Genomic DNA, 15,816 nt, shown 5'->3' on the forward strand with positions numbered 1-15,816 from the left:
TCTTTCCTTTAAAACAAGTTCGCTTCACCTGATGCGCGACTATTTTTTGCGACGTCTGCTCCTGATTCCGCCCACCCTTCTGGGTGTAACCATTATCGTCTTCGCTATCACACGGCTTGTACCGGGTGGACCGCTTGAGCGCGCGATCATGGAAACCCAGCAAATGAGCCAGGCTGGGGGTGGTCAGGTTGCCGGGCAGGGCATGGCGATTTCCGACGAGCAGATCGAGGCGCTCAAGGAATACTACGGTTTTGATAAACCCGTACTCCAGAGCTATGTGGAGTGGCTCGGTAAAGTAGTCACCGGAGATCTTGGTTCATCTTATCGCTACAACGAACCGGTATGGGATGTGATCAAGGAGCGCTTTCCCGTATCACTTTACTATGGCGTAGTGACCCTCATTCTTACCTACGCGGTGTGTATTCCCCTGGGAATCCTCAAGGCCATCCGCCATCGAACCTTTGTCGACAACCTGTCTTCCCTATTGATTTTTGTCGGCTACGCCATTCCCGGCTACGCTTTGGGATCTCTGCTCATTCTCTTTTTCGCCGTGCGCCTTGAATGGTTCCCCATGGGGGGATTCGTGAGCTTTAACTTCGACGAGCTGAGCGCCACAGAGAAAGTCCTGGATTTGATAAACCACTCCCTGCTGCCTTTAATCTGTTATCTCGTGGGCAGCTTTGCCCTGGTGACGCTGCTACTCAAAAACCATCTCATGGACAATCTGGCCGCAGACTACATCCGGACTGCTGTTGCCAAGGGCGTTTCTTTCCGCAAGTCCGTTACCCGTCATGCGATGCGCAATTCGCTGATCCCCATCGCCACCACCTTCGGTCAGAACATCACACTCCTTGTGGGCGGCTCCTTCCTCATAGAAACCATCTTTGACATCGACGGCTTTGGTTTGCTGGGACTCAGTTCAATACTGGACAGAGATTACCCGGTGGTTATGGGTGTCGTTCTCCTTGCCAGCCTGCTGCTGCTTATCGGGAATATCATCTCGGACGTGCTGGTCGCTTTGGTCGACCCCCGCATACGGTTCAGCTGATTGATGCTGAATATCAACCCTCAAACCCTCAAAAAGCTGCGCCGTTTTCGGCACATACGAAGGGGGTACTACAGTTTTTTGCTTCTTGCAGGCCTTATGGTTTTGCTGGCGTTTGGAGAGCTTCTGATAAATAGCCGCGCGCTGTTGGTCAACTACGAGGGCGAGCTGTACTTCCCTGTTTACACTGCCTTCCATCCCGGCACGGACTTCGGTCTCGACTATGACTACGAAGTTAACTATCGCGAGCTAAAAGAGACGTTTGCAGAAGATGGCAGTGGGAACTGGCTCCTCATGCCGCTGGTGCCTTACAACGCCTATGAGAACCATGCGCCGGGGGGCATTTTTAAACCTCTGGCACCTAACGCACAGCAGCAACACTATCTGGGTACAGACACCACCAGTCGCGACATCCTGGCTCGACTGTTCTACGGCACGCGTATCGCGCTGATTTTCTCCATTGGTTTTATGCTGTCGGTGTATCTCATTGGTATCGCCATCGGTTGCTCCATGGGGTATTTCGGCGGTGTTTTCGATCTGTTGTTTCAAAGAGTCATCGAGATCTGGTCCAACGTACCCTTCCTTTACATGGTCATCATCATCTTCTCGGTCATTCCCGCTGCATTTTCGGTCCCGACCCGTATCGCCATCCTCCTGGCGGTCATGGTGCTGTTCTCCTGGACGGGTATGACCTATTACATGCGTACCGAGACCTATAAAGAAAAAGCCCGCGACTACGTCGCTGCGGCGAGGGTCATCGGTGCCTCGAACTCCCGAATCATCTTCAGACACATTCTGCCCAACGTCCTATCCACACTCGTGACCTTTATGCCCTTCACGATCGTCGGAGCGGTGTCCGCCATTACCGCGCTGGATTTTCTGGGCTTTGGCTTGCCCCCGCCTACGCCGAGCCTGGGGGAGTTATTAAAACAAGGAACGGCCAACCTACGCACCGCGCCCTGGATCGTGATCTCAGCCTTTGGCACCCTGGTGGCGCTTCTCACTCTTGTCACCTTCGTTGGCGAGGCCGTGCGTGAGTCCTTTGATCCAAAAACGTATTCCATTTACCGCTAAGCACTTTGTAAAGAGTAGTGACTATGATGAATCGCGCTTCCCACTGGATCCTGATCCTCACAGCCCTCACGCTGACCGCCTGTGGTGGTGACAGCAGTGAGAGTGATGCCGGAGCATCGGCGCCGACCATGGATAACAGCGCGGAGGTCGAAGCAGGCTACGCCGCCGAACCGGACTTCTACCGCTTCAGGAGCCTGGAGGACCTTCCGGACAATCTGGAATGGGAAGACGGCGCCGCATTACCAGAGATCGGCTCGCCCGATGCCGTAAAAGGGGGCACACAGTACATTGCGCTTCCGGACTTTCCGCGGACGCTGCGCACGGTGGGACCTGACTCCAATGGTTCTTTCAGGCCCTACATCCTGGACAACGTTGTTACGCTTATCGCGCAATTACACCCCGATGAGCGGGAGTATTATCCAGCGCTGGCAGAATCCTGGGCTCTGGAGCCGGAAACATCTACGGTTTACGTCAAGCTCGACGCCAAAGCCACCTGGTCCGATGGTGTGCCCATTACCACGGACGACTTCTTTTTCATGTTCTGGTTTTACAAGTCGGAATACATTCAGGCGCCCTGGTACAACAACTGGTACGGCACGCAATACACCAATATTACCCGCTACGATGACCGTACTTTTTCCATTACGACATCCTCCGCAAAGCCCGATTACGCTTCGAAGGTTCTCGAACTCCATCCGAAACCTCGCCACCATTTCACAGAACTGGGGGATGACTACCTGGAGCGATATCAGTGGCGCTTTACGCCCACTACCGGCCCCTACGTCCTCCGCGATGAGGACTTGAAGAAGGGTCGTTCTATCGTCCTTACCCGCAACAAAGACTGGTGGGCAAAAGATAAAAAGCACTTCCGCTATCGCTACAATCCGGACCGTGTGCAGTTCAATATTATTCGCGACGCGCCTAAACGCTTTGAAGCTTTCAAGCGCGGAGACACCGACCAGTTTGGCCTGGCACTGTCGGAATACTGGTACGAGAAGCTGCCAAATTCGGACCCGGACGTACAGGCGGGTTACATCGCTAAAACCGTGTTTTACAACGACTACCCCCGGCCACCCTACGGGCTCTGGATGAATACCTCCATGCCGCTGCTCGATGACCTGAACGTTCGCCTTGGCATTCAGCATGCGAGCAACTGGCAACTGGTGATAGATCAGTACTTCCGCGGGGACGCAGCGCGTTTGCATACCGCCAACGAGGGCTTTGGCGAGTTCAACGACCCCAGCATACAGCCCAGAGAGTTTGACATAGAAAAAGCCCAGGCCTACTTCGCTGCCGCGGGGTTTACGGAGCGCGGTCCGGACGGGATTCTTGTTAATTCAGAGGGACAGAAGCTGGCCTTCACCCTCACCACGGGCTACGGGAACCTGACAGATGTACTGACCATCCTGAAACAGGAGGCCCAGAAAGCCGGTCTCGAACTCCGCGTCGAGGTGCTTGACCTCACCGCCGGTTTTAAAAAAGGGTCTGAAAAGAAGCATGACATCGTCTTAATGGCCTTCGGGCGCTTTCTCGAAATGTATCCACGCTACTGGGAGCACTACCACTCAGATAATGCCTACGATGATGCCTTTCTCGAAGACGGCAGCGTAAACCCCGATCGTAAAGTCAAAACCCAGACTAATAATCTCGAAGAGTTTGCCGTCTTCGAAATGGATGGCCTGATCGACGCTTACCGCGCCTCCAGCGATAAAGCTGAAATGATTGGTTTATCGAAGAAAATCCTCAATCTGCACCACGAACATGCATCTTTTTCGCCGGGCTGGTACCAACCGTCAATACGCCTCGGGCACTGGCGCTGGGTTCGCTATCCGGACTACTTCAATCACAAACATATCCGCGAGGCTTCCACACTCTGGGTCCACTGGATCGATACAGAACTTAAGAAGGAAGTACTGGAAGCCCGCAAGTCGGGCAAGACCTTCCCACCCATGATTGAAGTATACGACCAGTGGAAGCCCTGACAGTTGGCTGATTCACCCATATTGGAGGTCGACGGCCTCATCACGGAGTTCGATACCGACGAGGGTCGGGTACGCGCCGTGGACGGCGTCAGCTTTACCGTCGATCCCGGGAAAACCGTAGGCATTGTGGGCGAATCCGGCTGCGGTAAAAGCGTTACGGCGCTGTCGATCATGCGTCTCCTGCCCCAGCCCATGGGCCGCATCGCCGGCGGCGCCATCCGTCTCAAGGGACAGGACCTCGCAAAGCTCAGTTTCGAGGAAATGGAGACCATTCGCGGCAATCACATTGGTATGGTATTTCAAGAGCCCATGACCGCGCTGAACCCGGTGCACACCATCGGCCGGCAACTCACCGAAGGTCTCAAGCTACACAAGGACTTGAATGGTCAGGATGCCATGCTCGAAGCGGCTAGGATTCTGGATAAAGTCGGTATACCGTCCCCTGAAGTACGCATGGGTGAATACCCCCATCAGCTGTCGGGGGGCATGCGCCAGCGTGTGGTGATCGCCATAGCCCTGGCCTGCGGTCCTGCTCTGCTTATCGCCGATGAGCCCACCACAGCCCTGGATGTCACCATTCAGGCGCAAATCCTCGAACTGATCAAAGAACTCCAAGCCGATCTTGGTATGTCCGTCATGTTGATCACCCACGATCTGGGAGTCATCGCCGAAACCTGTGATGAAGTAGTGGTGATGTACGCGGGCAAAGTGGCCGAAAAAGGGTCAGTATTCGATATCTTTGATCGCCCGTCCCATCCTTACACCCAGGGACTGCTTCGCTCAATCCCTACCCTCGAGACCACCCCAAAATCCACGCTTAACGTGATTGAAGGCATGGTGCCGGGTCTTAAAGATCTGCCGTCAGGATGTCGCTTCGAAAATCGCTGCCCGAAAGCGACGGACAAGTGTCGTGAAATACCCCCGACCGAAGAGCCTGTGGACGGCATGCATCAGATCAGCTGCCATCACTGGCAAACGCCATGACACCCTTATTGGAAGTCGACAATCTGCGCATGCATTTTCCTGTCAAGGAAGGGGTTTTTATGCGCTCCCACCGTGCGAATCGAGCGGTCGACGGGGTCTCGCTGCATATCAACCCGGGGGAAACACTGGGACTGGTGGGTGAGTCCGGCTGCGGCAAATCCACCCTTGGACGCTGCCTGGTGCGCCTCTACGATCCCACCGAGGGGAGCATTCGCTTTGCGGGGCAGGACATTACGCAGCTAAAGCCGCGCGCCCTCCGCCCTCTTCGCCAGAATATTCAGATGATCTTTCAGGATCCCATGGAGTCGCTGAATGCGCGGCACACCGTCGGCGAGATTCTTGAAGAGCCCATGATCATTCAGGGCGTCGGTGGCAAAAGCGGCGAACGCAAACAGCGCGTCCGGGAGCTGCTCAATATTGTCGGGCTGCCCGCCCGATCGGTGAGTCGCTTCCCCTTCGAATTTTCAGGGGGCCAGCGCCAGCGTATCGGCATCGCCCGCGCCATCGCCCTCAATCCCCAGCTCATCATTTGCGATGAGCCTGTGTCGGCGCTGGACGTTTCTATTCAGAGCCAGATATTGAACCTGCTTATCGAACTCCAACGGGAATTCAACCTTGCCTACCTGTTTATTGCCCACGATCTGGCAGTGGTAAAGCATGTCTCGGACCGTGTGGCTATTATGTATCTTGGGCGAATCGTAGAGACGGCCGCATCGGAAACGCTCTATCAAAACGCCAGTCACCCTTACACAAAAAGCCTCATTTCAGCGATCCCGGTCCCCGATCCCCACCGCAGTCATGAACGACAGATACTCACCGGCGATGTGCCCTCTCCCATCGCCCCGCCGCCCGGCTGTCACTTCCATCCGCGCTGTCCCGTGGCGGAACCGCGCTGTAGTGAGCACTATCCCGACATGCGCATAGTGGGTAATGAGCATGGCAGCGCCTGCCATCTTCTTGCTGCAGCCAAGGCTTGAATTCTGAGTCGGACCGGGTTGCTTAGCGCGGCGTTTCGGTAAACCAGTCTTCAGCCTCAAGCTGGCGCCAGATTTTTTTGGCAACCGCGCCCCCGTTGCGAAGAATTTGCTGAGGCTCATCGGCAACAAACTCACCGTTATGCACCTGCAGGCGCCCATCGGTCATGACGTTGCGCACCATGCGGCCGTTAGCGTAGAGCAAATTGTTGAGCGGCTCCGGGGGTAAGGCACCGGTGCCGTTGAGCATGCCAGACACCTCGATAGATACGAGATCCGCGCGGGCCCCGGCTTTAATCACACCAAGATCATCGCGACCCAGGCCTTTTGCCGGAATGCGCGTCGCACCCTCCAGGGCATTCCATACCGTGGGACGCTGGCTTTCTCGCCCGGAATCCAGCTCCCCCAACAATTCGTTACGGGCCTGGCCATAAAGCACGGCTAGCTTTAGATTTTCAATGTAATCGTTGGAGTGGGTATCGATCCCGATGTTCACCGCCATCCCGGCGGCAAGCGCTTCGGGATAGGGCTGGGTGCCATTCCCTGCACCCCCTCCAGAAGGACAGTGCGCATAGACCACACCGTGTTTGTTGAGAATCGGTGGGTCGACCTCCCAGTCCAGACCACTCATATGGGCGCCGAATACCGGTCCGTGGGCGAGCATGCCGAAGCTCTCCATCCACTGCGTGGGTGTTACCCCCCACAGCCTCTTGACCGTGTCAGTCTCCCGCTGCCCCTGGGACAAGTGAATATGCAGTCCGGTGCCCAGTTCCTTCGCGGCCGACGCCAGCGCGCGCATGGTGGCCGGAGTCTGGGTATCGCAAGCGTGGGGAGACATCATCGGCAGAATCCGACCCTCGCCTTTACCCATGTGCTTTTTACAGAAGGCAAGATTAGCGGCTATCTCGTCCAGGGTGCCGGACTCCGCGTCCATGAGCACCTGATCGTCCCCACGAAACCATATAGCGAACAGTCGTTCGATACCGGGAATCATGGCTCCGGGGTAGGCCCGCACACCCCAGGGCTCGGCGGCGCGGACATAGCTCTCGGCCTGGCGGAGACTCAGGCTCATCTCCAGATGGGTGGTGCACCCGGACCGCAGAAGCTCCGCCAGGTTCAGCGCCGTAAGCGCGTCCATCTCGTCGTCAGACAGCTTTTCCACCAGCTCCAGCGGCCGGGCGTAGGAGCGGGGACCCTCGATAATTCCCCGGGTAGGTGTAGCACTGCAACAGTGGGTATGGCCGGAGATGAATCCCGGCAACAGGAGCTGATCGGGTAATTTTAGGCGGGGCAATGCATCGGAAAACCGACCACTACGCACCTCTTCGATCACTCCGCGCCGCACCAGCACCTCGCCGTCGCGCAGAAGCTCCAGTTCGCCCTTCGACTCCCGGAGTATCCAACCAGCCTCCACGATAAAGCTATCGCCCAGATCCTGATAGTCCTGCCCCGATAGCTCACCCGTGGGAGCAGAAGCACCCGCCCCGGAGCCCACCGCAAGACTGCTCAGCGCGAGGCTCTGAATAAAGCCCCGACGGGAGAAACCGGGGAAACCCGCGTTATTCACCCCCTCGCCTCCCGGAGCATGGGCACAATCGCCGGCGAGGATCCACTCTGGATGCTGCCCATTTCTTCAAAACCATGGCGCTTGTACAGCGATATGTTGAGGGGGTTTGAAGACTCGAGATAGGCCGGCATACCCAGGGCATCGATCCTGGCCAGGGCATGCTTCATCAACTGGGCACCGTGACCTCTCCCCTGATAGGCATGGTCTACGCCCAGCACCGCGAGATACCAATAGTCGCCCTCGGGGTGATACTTCTCCATGCCTTCCATGAGCCCAACACAATCCTCATGTATCGCGGGTCGCACAGTGGTCACCATGTTCGCCACGAGCCGCTCCTCGTCCGGCCCTATGCCCGGTGGGTACCAGAGTGCAGCGCCCTCAAAGCACGCACTGCGGTAGGCCGTGCCAGCGGCGATCGCCCCGCCACCAAAAGCATCGTAGAACTCACCGGTGGCGGCATTGATGTAATCCGCCGCCTCAGGAAAGAACCAGCGCATGAGCGGATCGCCGGAGAACGCACTGGCAATGGATGCGAAGACACGGCTACGCTCTTCCTCAGCAACCGACACTACGCCGTCTGCGGTCATGGCCTCAGACATCGATACTCTGTCCGAGGGCTGCGTGCACAATGCCGCCGTCGATGGTGATGGTATCTCCCACCACATAATCCCCAGCGCGGCTGGCCAGATAGATCGCGGTGCCGGCAAGATCCTCATCGGTACCGATGCGGCCCAGGGGAATGCTCTTGCCTATCTCCTCGCCATGGTCCCGCGCCGCCTTGTTCATGTCTGAGGCAAAGGCGCCCGGTGCGATGGAGGTAACAATAATATTGTCCGTTACCAGACGGGCTGCCATGCGCTTGGTCAGGTAAATCAATCCGGACTTGGAGGCGTGATAGCTGTAGGTCTCCCAGGGATTGAGACGCTGGCCATCGATGGACGTGATATTGATGACCTTGGCGGGAGAGCCGTTTGCGCCTCCGGCTTTTAGCATCTCATGGAGTGCCTGAGTCAGGAAGAAGGGTGACTTGAGATTCAGGTCCATCACCTTATCCCAGCCTTTTTCCGGGAACTCCTCAAAGGGCTGTCCCCAGGCTGCGCCGGCGTTGTTCACCAGAATATCCAGCCTCTGCTCGCGCTCGCCCAGAGCCTTTGCCAGGGTCTGGCAACCCTCAACCGTCGAAACATCCTGGGGCAGCGAATGGCAGTTGGGCCCCAGTTCCCCGGCGGTGGCTTCGCAATCGGCGGCCTTGCGAGAGCTTATGTAAACCGTCGCGCCCTGAGCTATGTATGCCGCTGCAATGGTTTTCCCGAGGTTCCGTGACCCCCCGGTCACCAGTGCTACACGTCCTTCGAGGGAAAACAGTTTTTGCATATCCAAGATACTTCTCCACTATGGTTTTGAATTTAAAGGGTCTTAAACGTCGGAAACGGAGTTCAGCACCTGGGGCAGCAGCTCGTCAATGAGTGCTTCGATGTTCACGCTGCCCTCGGCCAGTGAGGTCACGCCGGAGCTGAACCCGTCACTGCTTGCATAGGCTACCAGCTGGCGCACAAAACGCCGCTGCATTTGTTGCGAGAGTTCCATGCCCAGCTGTGCGTAACGCCGCCGTGCCAACTCCCCCGAGGCCAGGAGTGACTGCCGCACATCGGTGATCGCATGGGCAAACTCGCGCAGGCCGGTGTTCTCCGTGGCGACGGTCTCAATAACCGGGGGGCGTTGAGACTCGGGCCGCGCCATAATTACGGCGTCGATGTCCCGGCGGGTAGACTCCAGTCCCGGGCGGTCCGCCTTGTTGATGACAAATATGTCCGCAATCTCCATCAAGCCAGCCTTGTTGGCCTGAATTTCATCACCCCAGCCGGGGTTGAGCACCACCACCGCAATATCGGCAGTGTTGACAATATCAAGCTCCACCTGCCCTACGCCGACGGTTTCGATAAGCACCAACGGCCATCCACAATGCTGTAAAAGGCGGCGCGACGCCTGCGTTGCCCCCGCAAGACCACCATGATGACTGCGGGTCGCCATGGAGCGGATAAACACCTCGGGGCGGGTGGCATGCTGGTGCATTCGCACGCGATCACCCAGCAGGGCACCGCGACTGATCGGTGAGGAGGGATCTACCGCGAGCACCGCCGCGGAGGGCGCGCTCTCAAGCATGACGTCGGTAAGAGCACTCACGAGCGTAGACTTCCCCGCACCCGGAGCCCCGGTGATACCCACGCAGAGCCGCGCGGTGTCATCAACGTCTCCAAGGGGAATACCCGGTAAGCGCTCGCCGCGTTCGATGGCACTGATGAGCCGTGCCAGAGCACGGCGGTCCCCCGCCTGTGCCCGCGCTAAGCGGCTCTCCAGGGTATCCGTGGAAGTGGTCACAGAAAACGCTTAGGCGATACCGGTGAGTCGGCGCGCGGAATCCACAATGTCCGGTAACTGGGAGCCCGGCGGAAACACCTCGACGCCCAATGCCTCGAGGCGACGTTTGGCATGAGGAGGGACAACGCCACCGCAGAAGATAGGCATGCCTTCGCATTCCTTCTGGATGGTCTCTACAGCGCGCAGGGCTACATCGATGTGCCCACCAATATTCAATCCCACCAGGTCGACGTCCTCATCGATGGTTGCCTGGAGGACCTCGTCCGATCGCGCCATACCAATCATGATGACCTCAAAACCCGCATCGCGAAGCGCGGTGGCGACAATCGTCGGCCCACGCCAGTGCCCGTCGAGGCCTGTTTTAGCCATGAGAATGCGTTTGCCCGTGTCTTCCATGATTTATCCTCAGGTCTGTATGGGGGTTGCCCAGTCACCAAACGCCTCGCGGTAGATATCACCGACTTCACCCAATGTCACTTCGGACTCAAGGGCGGTCATCATCGCAGGCATAATATTGTCCGAGGTGCGCAACACCGCCTCGAGGTCTCGCATGGCGCTCCCCGCGGCCTTTTCGTGCCGGCTTCGCTTGACCTCCTCGAGTCGTGCAAGGGCCACATCAAAGGCATCATCCACCCCCATGAAGCCATCGACCTCGTAAGGCGAGATGTCGTCCGTGTGATCGGTGACGCCAATGATTTTTTGTGTCCCATCGTTCTGGGCCATAAATTCGCGGTGCTGATTCTCGGCGGCTTTTTGATGCAGCCAACCGCTGTCCAGGGCTGCCAGGAATCCGCCCTGGTCCTGAATCTCTTCAAAGAATGCCCAGGCGCGCTCGATCAATTGCGCTGTAAGCGTCTCTACGTAGTAGGAACCACCCAGGGGATCGGTGACCGCCGCGATATTGGTCTCTTCCTGCAACACCTGCTGAATGCGCACAGACATCTGGTGCGCATGCTCCGATGGAATGGACAGGGCCTCGTCGTAGCCACTGACCCCCAGGGATTGCACACCACCCAAAGCGGCAGCCAGTCCCATGAGCGTACCCCGGACAATGTTGTTGATAGGCTGCTGATAGGTCATGCGCGAACCGGCGGTAACGCAGTGAATGCGCAGGTTGCTGACTTTGGGATCATGGACGTCATAGCGCTCGTTGAGAAGCTGGGTCCACATGAGACGGGCGGCGCGTAACTTGCTGGCCTCCTCAAAAACATCCATGGACATCCGGAAGCTCACACCACCGCAGGCCCGCGCTGCCCTCGCGATGGGCATGGTGCCCCGTCGCTTAATCTCTTCAAGATACTCCACAGCATTGGCGAACAGCGCACCGAGCTCCTGCGGCGCGTTCAAACCACTGTCGGCGCCGTTGTAACCCGCTATGGATACAGGCACCCAGCGCGGCAGGTGTTGATCGCAGAACTCCATAATGTCTGCGTTGAATCGCAGGCCCGCGTCCGTGGGTATCTGCTGTTTGGTCACGCAACCGAGGTAGGTGAGAAAGAAATCGCTTTGTCCGGTTCCCGGCAAACGGGATAGATCATAGCCCCGCTGTTTGGCAACGCTCCAGTAACCCGCAAGGGCAAACGGTGCGTGCTGCACCACGGCGCCTCCCGCATGGCCATAGCTGGTTTCTATGGGAAGGTCCTTCATGCAGATATCGATATCGCGGATGCTTTGCATGACTGCGCCAGTCAGGCCTACATCTTCACGGCGCGCCAGAACCTCGGGGTGGTCCACGTTATACAGATGGTCCGCGGTGTTGCGATCGTGCTCCATAATAAAGCCCGTCTCGCCCTGCTCCAGCAGAAACTGAATCCGCTCGTTTTCATCCTCGGGCTTGCCGAAACCGCTAAGCTGAAAGATACGCCAGGGCTTGGTGCGATAACCCGTGGGATAGCTGCCGCGATGAAAGGGCGCCTCTCCCGGACCAGAAGAAAGCACTTTCTGGTGCGCCGCTGGTATATCGTCGGCCAGGTAAAAGCTTTTGAGGGGAATGCCCGAGGCACTCACCCAGTCGCGGGAATCATCGGGTGGTTGCTGCATAAAATGCCCTGACTTATTCATTATTCGGTGGCTAAAGGCTAGTGAAGATACTACCCGCTATCGGCGCCTGTCTACTGATAAAATATTTGCTTGACTGTGAATAAGAAAATATTACTCTACCTATCTAACCGCAAGCGCTGACATAAACAAACATAAGGATTCAGCAATGGTGTCTTCCTCGGCTCTCGATCTGACGGCTACAGAAAAGGTATATATGGGCGAGCGTGCAGCAGTCGCCATTACCCAGGAAGCGGAGCGCCTGAATGCGCAACGCGTCTTCTTGCTCGTCAGCTCAACCCTCCTCGAAAAAACCGACGAAATAGATCAGATCCAACAAGCCCTGGGGAGCAAGGTCGCAGCGACCTATCACGGCATGCCTCCGCACGCGCCCCGGGGCGCGGTGCTGGAAGCTGCCGCCATGGCCAGAGAAGCCAATGCAGATCTGGTGGTGACCGTCGGGGGCGGCTCCGTAACTGATGCGGGAAAGATCGTCACCATCTGTCTTAAACACAACATCCGCACCCATGACGACATGGATAACTACCGGGTCTACGTGAACGACGAGGGTGATGTGATCAAACCCGTTTTTGACGGCCCCGATGTTCGCGCCATCATTTGTCCTACAACGCTTTCCGGGGGCGAGTTCAATCCCTTAAGTGGCGCGACGGACGAGAAAGCCAAGCTCAAGCAGGGCTACGAGACGCGGCTTATGGCGCCGGTGACCGTCGTCCTGGACCCTGCACTTACCGTGCACACCCCGGAGTGGCTGTGGCTGTCTACCGGCGTACGCGCGGTAGACCACGCTCTGGAGGCCCTTGCGTCCTACGAGTCCAATTACTTTGCCGACGGCATGGCGGCCAGCGCCCTTGAGCTACTCAGCGAGGGACTAACGCGGGTTAAGGCGAACCCCAGGGATCTGGACGCGCGCTTAAAGTGCCAGGTTGGCGCATGGCAATCCATGGTCCCTATTGTGGGGGGCGTGCCCATGGGTCTGAGTCATGCCGTCGGGCATGTCCTGGGCGGCAGTTTCGATGTGCCCCACGGTTACTGCTCCTGCGTCATGGCACCCGCCGTGCTGGCCTTCAATGAGCCCGTGAACGGCGAGCGCCAGAAGCGCATCAGTCGCGCCTTTGGTCGTCCGGACGACAAAGCATCCACCATCGTGGATGAGTTCATCACCAGTCTGGGAATGCCACGGTCGCTGTCGGCAGTGGGCGTGAGCGAGAGTGATCATGCGCTGGTGGCCGAGAACACCATGCATGATTTCTGGGCACGAACGAATCCCCGCACCGTCGAAAAAGCCGACGATGTTCTACCGGTCCTCAAGATGGCCGCCGGATAAAAACAGGTCGTGGCGACGCAGCCCTCAGCTGTAGCAACGGGTCCCACCGATGATGGACTCAAAGGGGAACTCGCCACCTTCAAGCGACGCCGTATCCGCGAGGAAGCGGCACATCTGTTTTTTCAGCAGGGTTACGAAAGCGCCACCATTGACGCCATCGCCGAACGCCTGAAAGTCACCAAGCCTTTTATTTACAGCTACTACAAAAACAAGGGCGACATCCTCTTCGACATCTCAAAGCTTGGCATCACCCTGTCTCTGGAAGCCCAGGAAATCTGTCTTGCATCCCCGGGCTCGCCCTGGGACCGGTTAAAACTGACCGTGGATAATGTCACGCGTTTAATTCTCGCGAACGAGGAAAACATCGTGGTTTATCTTCGTGAGGAGAAAAACCTGGAGGGGCCAGCAGCCCGGGAGATCCGGGAGCTTCGTTCGCTCTTCGATCACCGCATTGCCGCGCTGCTTCTTGAGGGTAGTGAGTCTGGCGAGTTCACCGTCGATAACCCGGGTCTCACCGCCACCACCATTGGCGGCATGATGAGCTGGGTGGCCCTGTGGTACACCCCCGGCGGTCACTGGTCAGAGACGGAGGTGCTGGCGACGCTCATACAGAATGTTGCGCGCATTGTGCATTCTCCCATTCGCACCGAGACCCTGGATCTTCAATCCCGAAAAAAACCTAACGCTGCCAAAAGCAAATCAGCAAGCCCCATAAAGAAAATCAAGCGATAGAGGACAAGCTCGTGAATACAGTAAGTGATGGCCATCAGGACACCCGGGTCCCACCCAGAGAAGATTGCGTGGTGCGGTATCTCATTGACCGCTGGGCTGCGGAAACTCCGGACACGGTCTACGCGATCTTTGAAAATGGGGACACCTGGACCTACAAAGAGCTGCGGGACAAGGTCCTTAGCGTCGCGGCAGGTCTGGCACAACGAGGAGTCTCCCAGGGTGACCACGTCGCCGTGTGGCTCTTCGGCGGACGCGAGGGCATCCTCACTTTTTTCGCGATCAACTATCTAGGCGCCGTCTTTGTACCTTTCAATACAGCCTACAAAGGCAGCCTTCTCGAACACGTGCTACGTAATTCAGATGCTGAGTTATTGATTGCCCATAAAGATCTGATACCGCGCCTGGCCGATGCTGACACCGCAAAGCTGGCAGCAGTCATGGCCGTCGGTGGTGAGGCGCAGGGCTCTCCTCTGCCCTGCGAGGTTTTCGAAAAACTCGAGGGACAGAAAGGGGATCTCCCCGCCCTGGAGCGCCCCATAGAGCCCTGGGACAATCAGTCCATCATCTACACCTCGGGTACCACCGGCCCTTCAAAGGGCGTTCTTTCTTCTTATTTGCATTTGTTTACCAACGCCGGCCCGGAAACCTGGCACTTTGTGACTGCGGATGATCGCTTCCTCATCAACATGCCGCTGTTTCATATTGGCGGCATGGGCATTATCTCGGTCATGCTCGCCCGGGGTGGATCCATTGCAGTGATGGAAACCTTTGATACGGAACGTTTCTGGCCTTTTGTCCGCGAAACGAAAACCAGCGCCGCGTTCCTGTTGGGGGTGATGGCAACGTTCCTCCTCAAACAACCGCCTTCACCACAGGATCAGGACCACAGCCTGCGGCTCGCCTTCATGGTCCCCATGACGGAAACCGCAGGAGAACTTCACACCCGCTTTGGCATCGACATTTACACCATCTTCAACATGACGGAGATATCTTCGCCTATTGTTTCGGACCCCAACCCCACCAGTCGCGGCACCTGCGGCAAAAAGCGGGACGGCGTCGATGTGCGCCTGGTGGACGAGAATGACTGCGAAGTTGCCTTGGGTGAAATCGGTGAAATGTTGGTTCGCACGGACCGGCCCTGGGGTATGAACTCCGGCTATTACAAGAATCCCGAGGCAACGGCAGAAGCCTGGCGCAACGGCTGGTTCCACACGGGGGACTGTTTCCGTAAAGATGAAGAAGGTTATTTCTACTTTGTGGACCGTCGTAAAGACGCCATCCGGCGTCGCGGCGAAAACATCTCCTCCTTCGAGGTAGAAGCGGAGGTCGTTGCCTATCCTGCTGTTCGAGAGGCGGCGGCGTATGGCGTACCCAGCGACCTGAGCGAGGATGACGTGATGATTTGTATCGCGCCGGTAGACGGACACAGCATTGATCCCGAGGATCTCACGCGGTTTCTCATTGAGCGCATGGCCTACTTCATGGTCCCCCGCTATATCCGCATCATGGATGAACTACCCAAAACACCGTCGGCCAAGGTCCTTAAACACATCCTCCGGGGCGAGGCGGTAACCAGTGACACCTGGGACAGAGAAGCAGCAGGCATCAAAGTTAAGCGGGAGGCACTAAGTAGCTAATACCAGACAACAATCCTTAGTGAGCACGCAAGGCAGACCCACGTAACACCATAATTAAAT

Annotated in this window: 14 protein-coding genes; 8 read left to right on the plus strand and 6 right to left on the minus strand. The window is 57.3% G+C overall.

All coding sequences use genetic code 11. The annotated features are described in order from the left end of the window. Positions 1-31: 31 nt before the first annotated feature. The 5 genes from ACTG3T_RS00980 to ACTG3T_RS01000 are packed head-to-tail and all read left to right on the plus strand — an operon-like array spanning position 32 to position 6,062. A complete protein-coding gene (locus ACTG3T_RS00980) occupies positions 32-1,048 on the plus strand; it encodes an ABC transporter permease (protein ID WP_439100395.1) in 1,017 nt (338 codons plus the stop codon). Positions 1,049-1,051: 3 nt separating this feature from the next. Then, complete coding sequence (locus tag ACTG3T_RS00985; RefSeq protein WP_439100396.1) at positions 1,052-2,119, plus strand: ABC transporter permease; 1,068 nt, start codon at positions 1,052-1,054, stop codon at positions 2,117-2,119. 23 nt (positions 2,120-2,142) lie between these two features. After that, a complete protein-coding gene (locus ACTG3T_RS00990; protein ID WP_439100397.1) occupies positions 2,143-4,101 on the plus strand; it encodes an extracellular solute-binding protein in 1,959 nt (652 codons plus the stop codon). 3 nt (positions 4,102-4,104) lie between these two features. After that, positions 4,105-5,085: an ABC transporter ATP-binding protein gene (locus ACTG3T_RS00995; RefSeq protein WP_439100398.1), complete on the plus strand. Its 981-nt coding sequence runs from the start codon at positions 4,105-4,107 to the stop codon at positions 5,083-5,085. Then, positions 5,082-6,062 carry an ABC transporter ATP-binding protein gene (locus ACTG3T_RS01000; protein WP_439100399.1) on the plus strand — a complete coding sequence of 327 codons (981 nt, stop codon included), beginning with the start codon at positions 5,082-5,084 and terminating at the stop codon, positions 6,060-6,062. The genes ACTG3T_RS00995 and ACTG3T_RS01000 overlap by 4 nt, the downstream gene beginning before the upstream one ends. Before the next feature lie 22 nt (positions 6,063-6,084). Here the strand turns inward: ACTG3T_RS01000 and ACTG3T_RS01005 are convergent, their stop codons facing one another. From ACTG3T_RS01005 to ACTG3T_RS01030, 6 genes are read right to left on the minus strand one after another with little or no spacing between them, the layout of a single operon-like run. Beyond that, positions 6,085-7,626, minus strand: coding sequence for an amidohydrolase family protein (locus ACTG3T_RS01005; protein WP_439100400.1), 1,542 nt, complete (start codon positions 7,624-7,626; stop codon positions 6,085-6,087). Then, on the minus strand, positions 7,623-8,225 hold the full coding sequence (locus ACTG3T_RS01010) for a GNAT family N-acetyltransferase (protein ID WP_439100401.1): 603 nt from the start codon (positions 8,223-8,225) through the stop codon (positions 7,623-7,625). Before ACTG3T_RS01010 ends, ACTG3T_RS01005 begins: the two co-directional genes overlap by 4 nt. Then, positions 8,218-9,000: an SDR family oxidoreductase gene (locus ACTG3T_RS01015; RefSeq protein ID WP_439100457.1), complete on the minus strand. Its 783-nt coding sequence runs from the start codon at positions 8,998-9,000 to the stop codon at positions 8,218-8,220. Before ACTG3T_RS01015 ends, ACTG3T_RS01010 begins: the two co-directional genes overlap by 8 nt. 42 nt (positions 9,001-9,042) lie before the next feature. Then, positions 9,043-10,005 (minus strand): methylmalonyl Co-A mutase-associated GTPase MeaB, encoded by a 963-nt coding sequence (gene meaB / locus ACTG3T_RS01020; protein ID WP_439100402.1) that lies wholly within the window; start codon positions 10,003-10,005, stop codon positions 9,043-9,045. A 9-nt stretch (positions 10,006-10,014) separates the two neighbouring features. Continuing rightward, positions 10,015-10,401: a cobalamin B12-binding domain-containing protein gene (locus tag ACTG3T_RS01025; protein WP_439100403.1), complete on the minus strand. Its 387-nt coding sequence runs from the start codon at positions 10,399-10,401 to the stop codon at positions 10,015-10,017. A 9-nt stretch (positions 10,402-10,410) separates the two neighbouring features. Continuing rightward, a complete protein-coding gene (locus ACTG3T_RS01030) occupies positions 10,411-12,045 on the minus strand; it encodes a methylmalonyl-CoA mutase family protein (RefSeq protein WP_439100404.1) in 1,635 nt (544 codons plus the stop codon). 166 nt (positions 12,046-12,211) lie between these two features. On the opposite strand from ACTG3T_RS01030, the gene ACTG3T_RS01035 reads away from it, so the two are divergent. Genes ACTG3T_RS01035 through ACTG3T_RS01045 form a run of 3 tightly spaced genes read left to right on the plus strand, consistent with a single transcriptional unit; the run spans position 12,212 to position 15,756 of the window. Further along, positions 12,212-13,387, plus strand: coding sequence for an iron-containing alcohol dehydrogenase (locus tag ACTG3T_RS01035; protein ID WP_439100405.1), 1,176 nt, complete (start codon positions 12,212-12,214; stop codon positions 13,385-13,387). A gap of 9 nt (positions 13,388-13,396) precedes the next feature. Then, positions 13,397-14,119 carry a TetR/AcrR family transcriptional regulator gene (locus tag ACTG3T_RS01040; RefSeq protein ID WP_439100406.1) on the plus strand — a complete coding sequence of 241 codons (723 nt, stop codon included), beginning with the start codon at positions 13,397-13,399 and terminating at the stop codon, positions 14,117-14,119. A gap of 11 nt (positions 14,120-14,130) precedes the next feature. After that, positions 14,131-15,756 carry an AMP-binding protein gene (locus ACTG3T_RS01045; protein WP_439100407.1) on the plus strand — a complete coding sequence of 542 codons (1,626 nt, stop codon included), beginning with the start codon at positions 14,131-14,133 and terminating at the stop codon, positions 15,754-15,756. Positions 15,757-15,816 lie beyond the last annotated feature (60 nt).

The sequence above is a fragment of the Congregibacter sp. genome (assembly GCF_965660375.1).
Lineage (GTDB): Bacteria > Pseudomonadota > Gammaproteobacteria > Pseudomonadales > Halieaceae > Congregibacter.

What these genes read in the sequence shown, in the direction of transcription:
- ACTG3T_RS00980 (WP_439100395.1), top strand. Translation starts at nt 32, where the DNA reads ATGCGCGACTATTTTTTGCGACGTCTGCTCCTGATTCCGCCCACCCTT.
- ACTG3T_RS00985 (WP_439100396.1), top strand. Translation starts at nt 1,052, where the DNA reads ATGCTGAATATCAACCCTCAAACCCTCAAAAAGCTGCGCCGTTTTCGG.
- ACTG3T_RS00990 (WP_439100397.1), top strand. Translation starts at nt 2,143, where the DNA reads ATGATGAATCGCGCTTCCCACTGGATCCTGATCCTCACAGCCCTCACG.
- ACTG3T_RS01000 (WP_439100399.1), top strand. Translation starts at nt 5,082, where the DNA reads ATGACACCCTTATTGGAAGTCGACAATCTGCGCATGCATTTTCCTGTC.
- ACTG3T_RS01010 (WP_439100401.1), bottom strand. Translation starts at nt 8,225, where the DNA reads ATGTCTGAGGCCATGACCGCAGACGGCGTAGTGTCGGTTGCTGAGGAA.
- ACTG3T_RS01015 (WP_439100457.1), bottom strand. Translation starts at nt 9,000, where the DNA reads ATGCAAAAACTGTTTTCCCTCGAAGGACGTGTAGCACTGGTGACCGGG.
- ACTG3T_RS01025 (WP_439100403.1), bottom strand. Translation starts at nt 10,401, where the DNA reads ATGGAAGACACGGGCAAACGCATTCTCATGGCTAAAACAGGCCTCGAC.
- ACTG3T_RS01030 (WP_439100404.1), bottom strand. Translation starts at nt 12,045, where the DNA reads ATGCAGCAACCACCCGATGATTCCCGCGACTGGGTGAGTGCCTCGGGC.
- ACTG3T_RS01035 (WP_439100405.1), top strand. Translation starts at nt 12,212, where the DNA reads ATGGTGTCTTCCTCGGCTCTCGATCTGACGGCTACAGAAAAGGTATAT.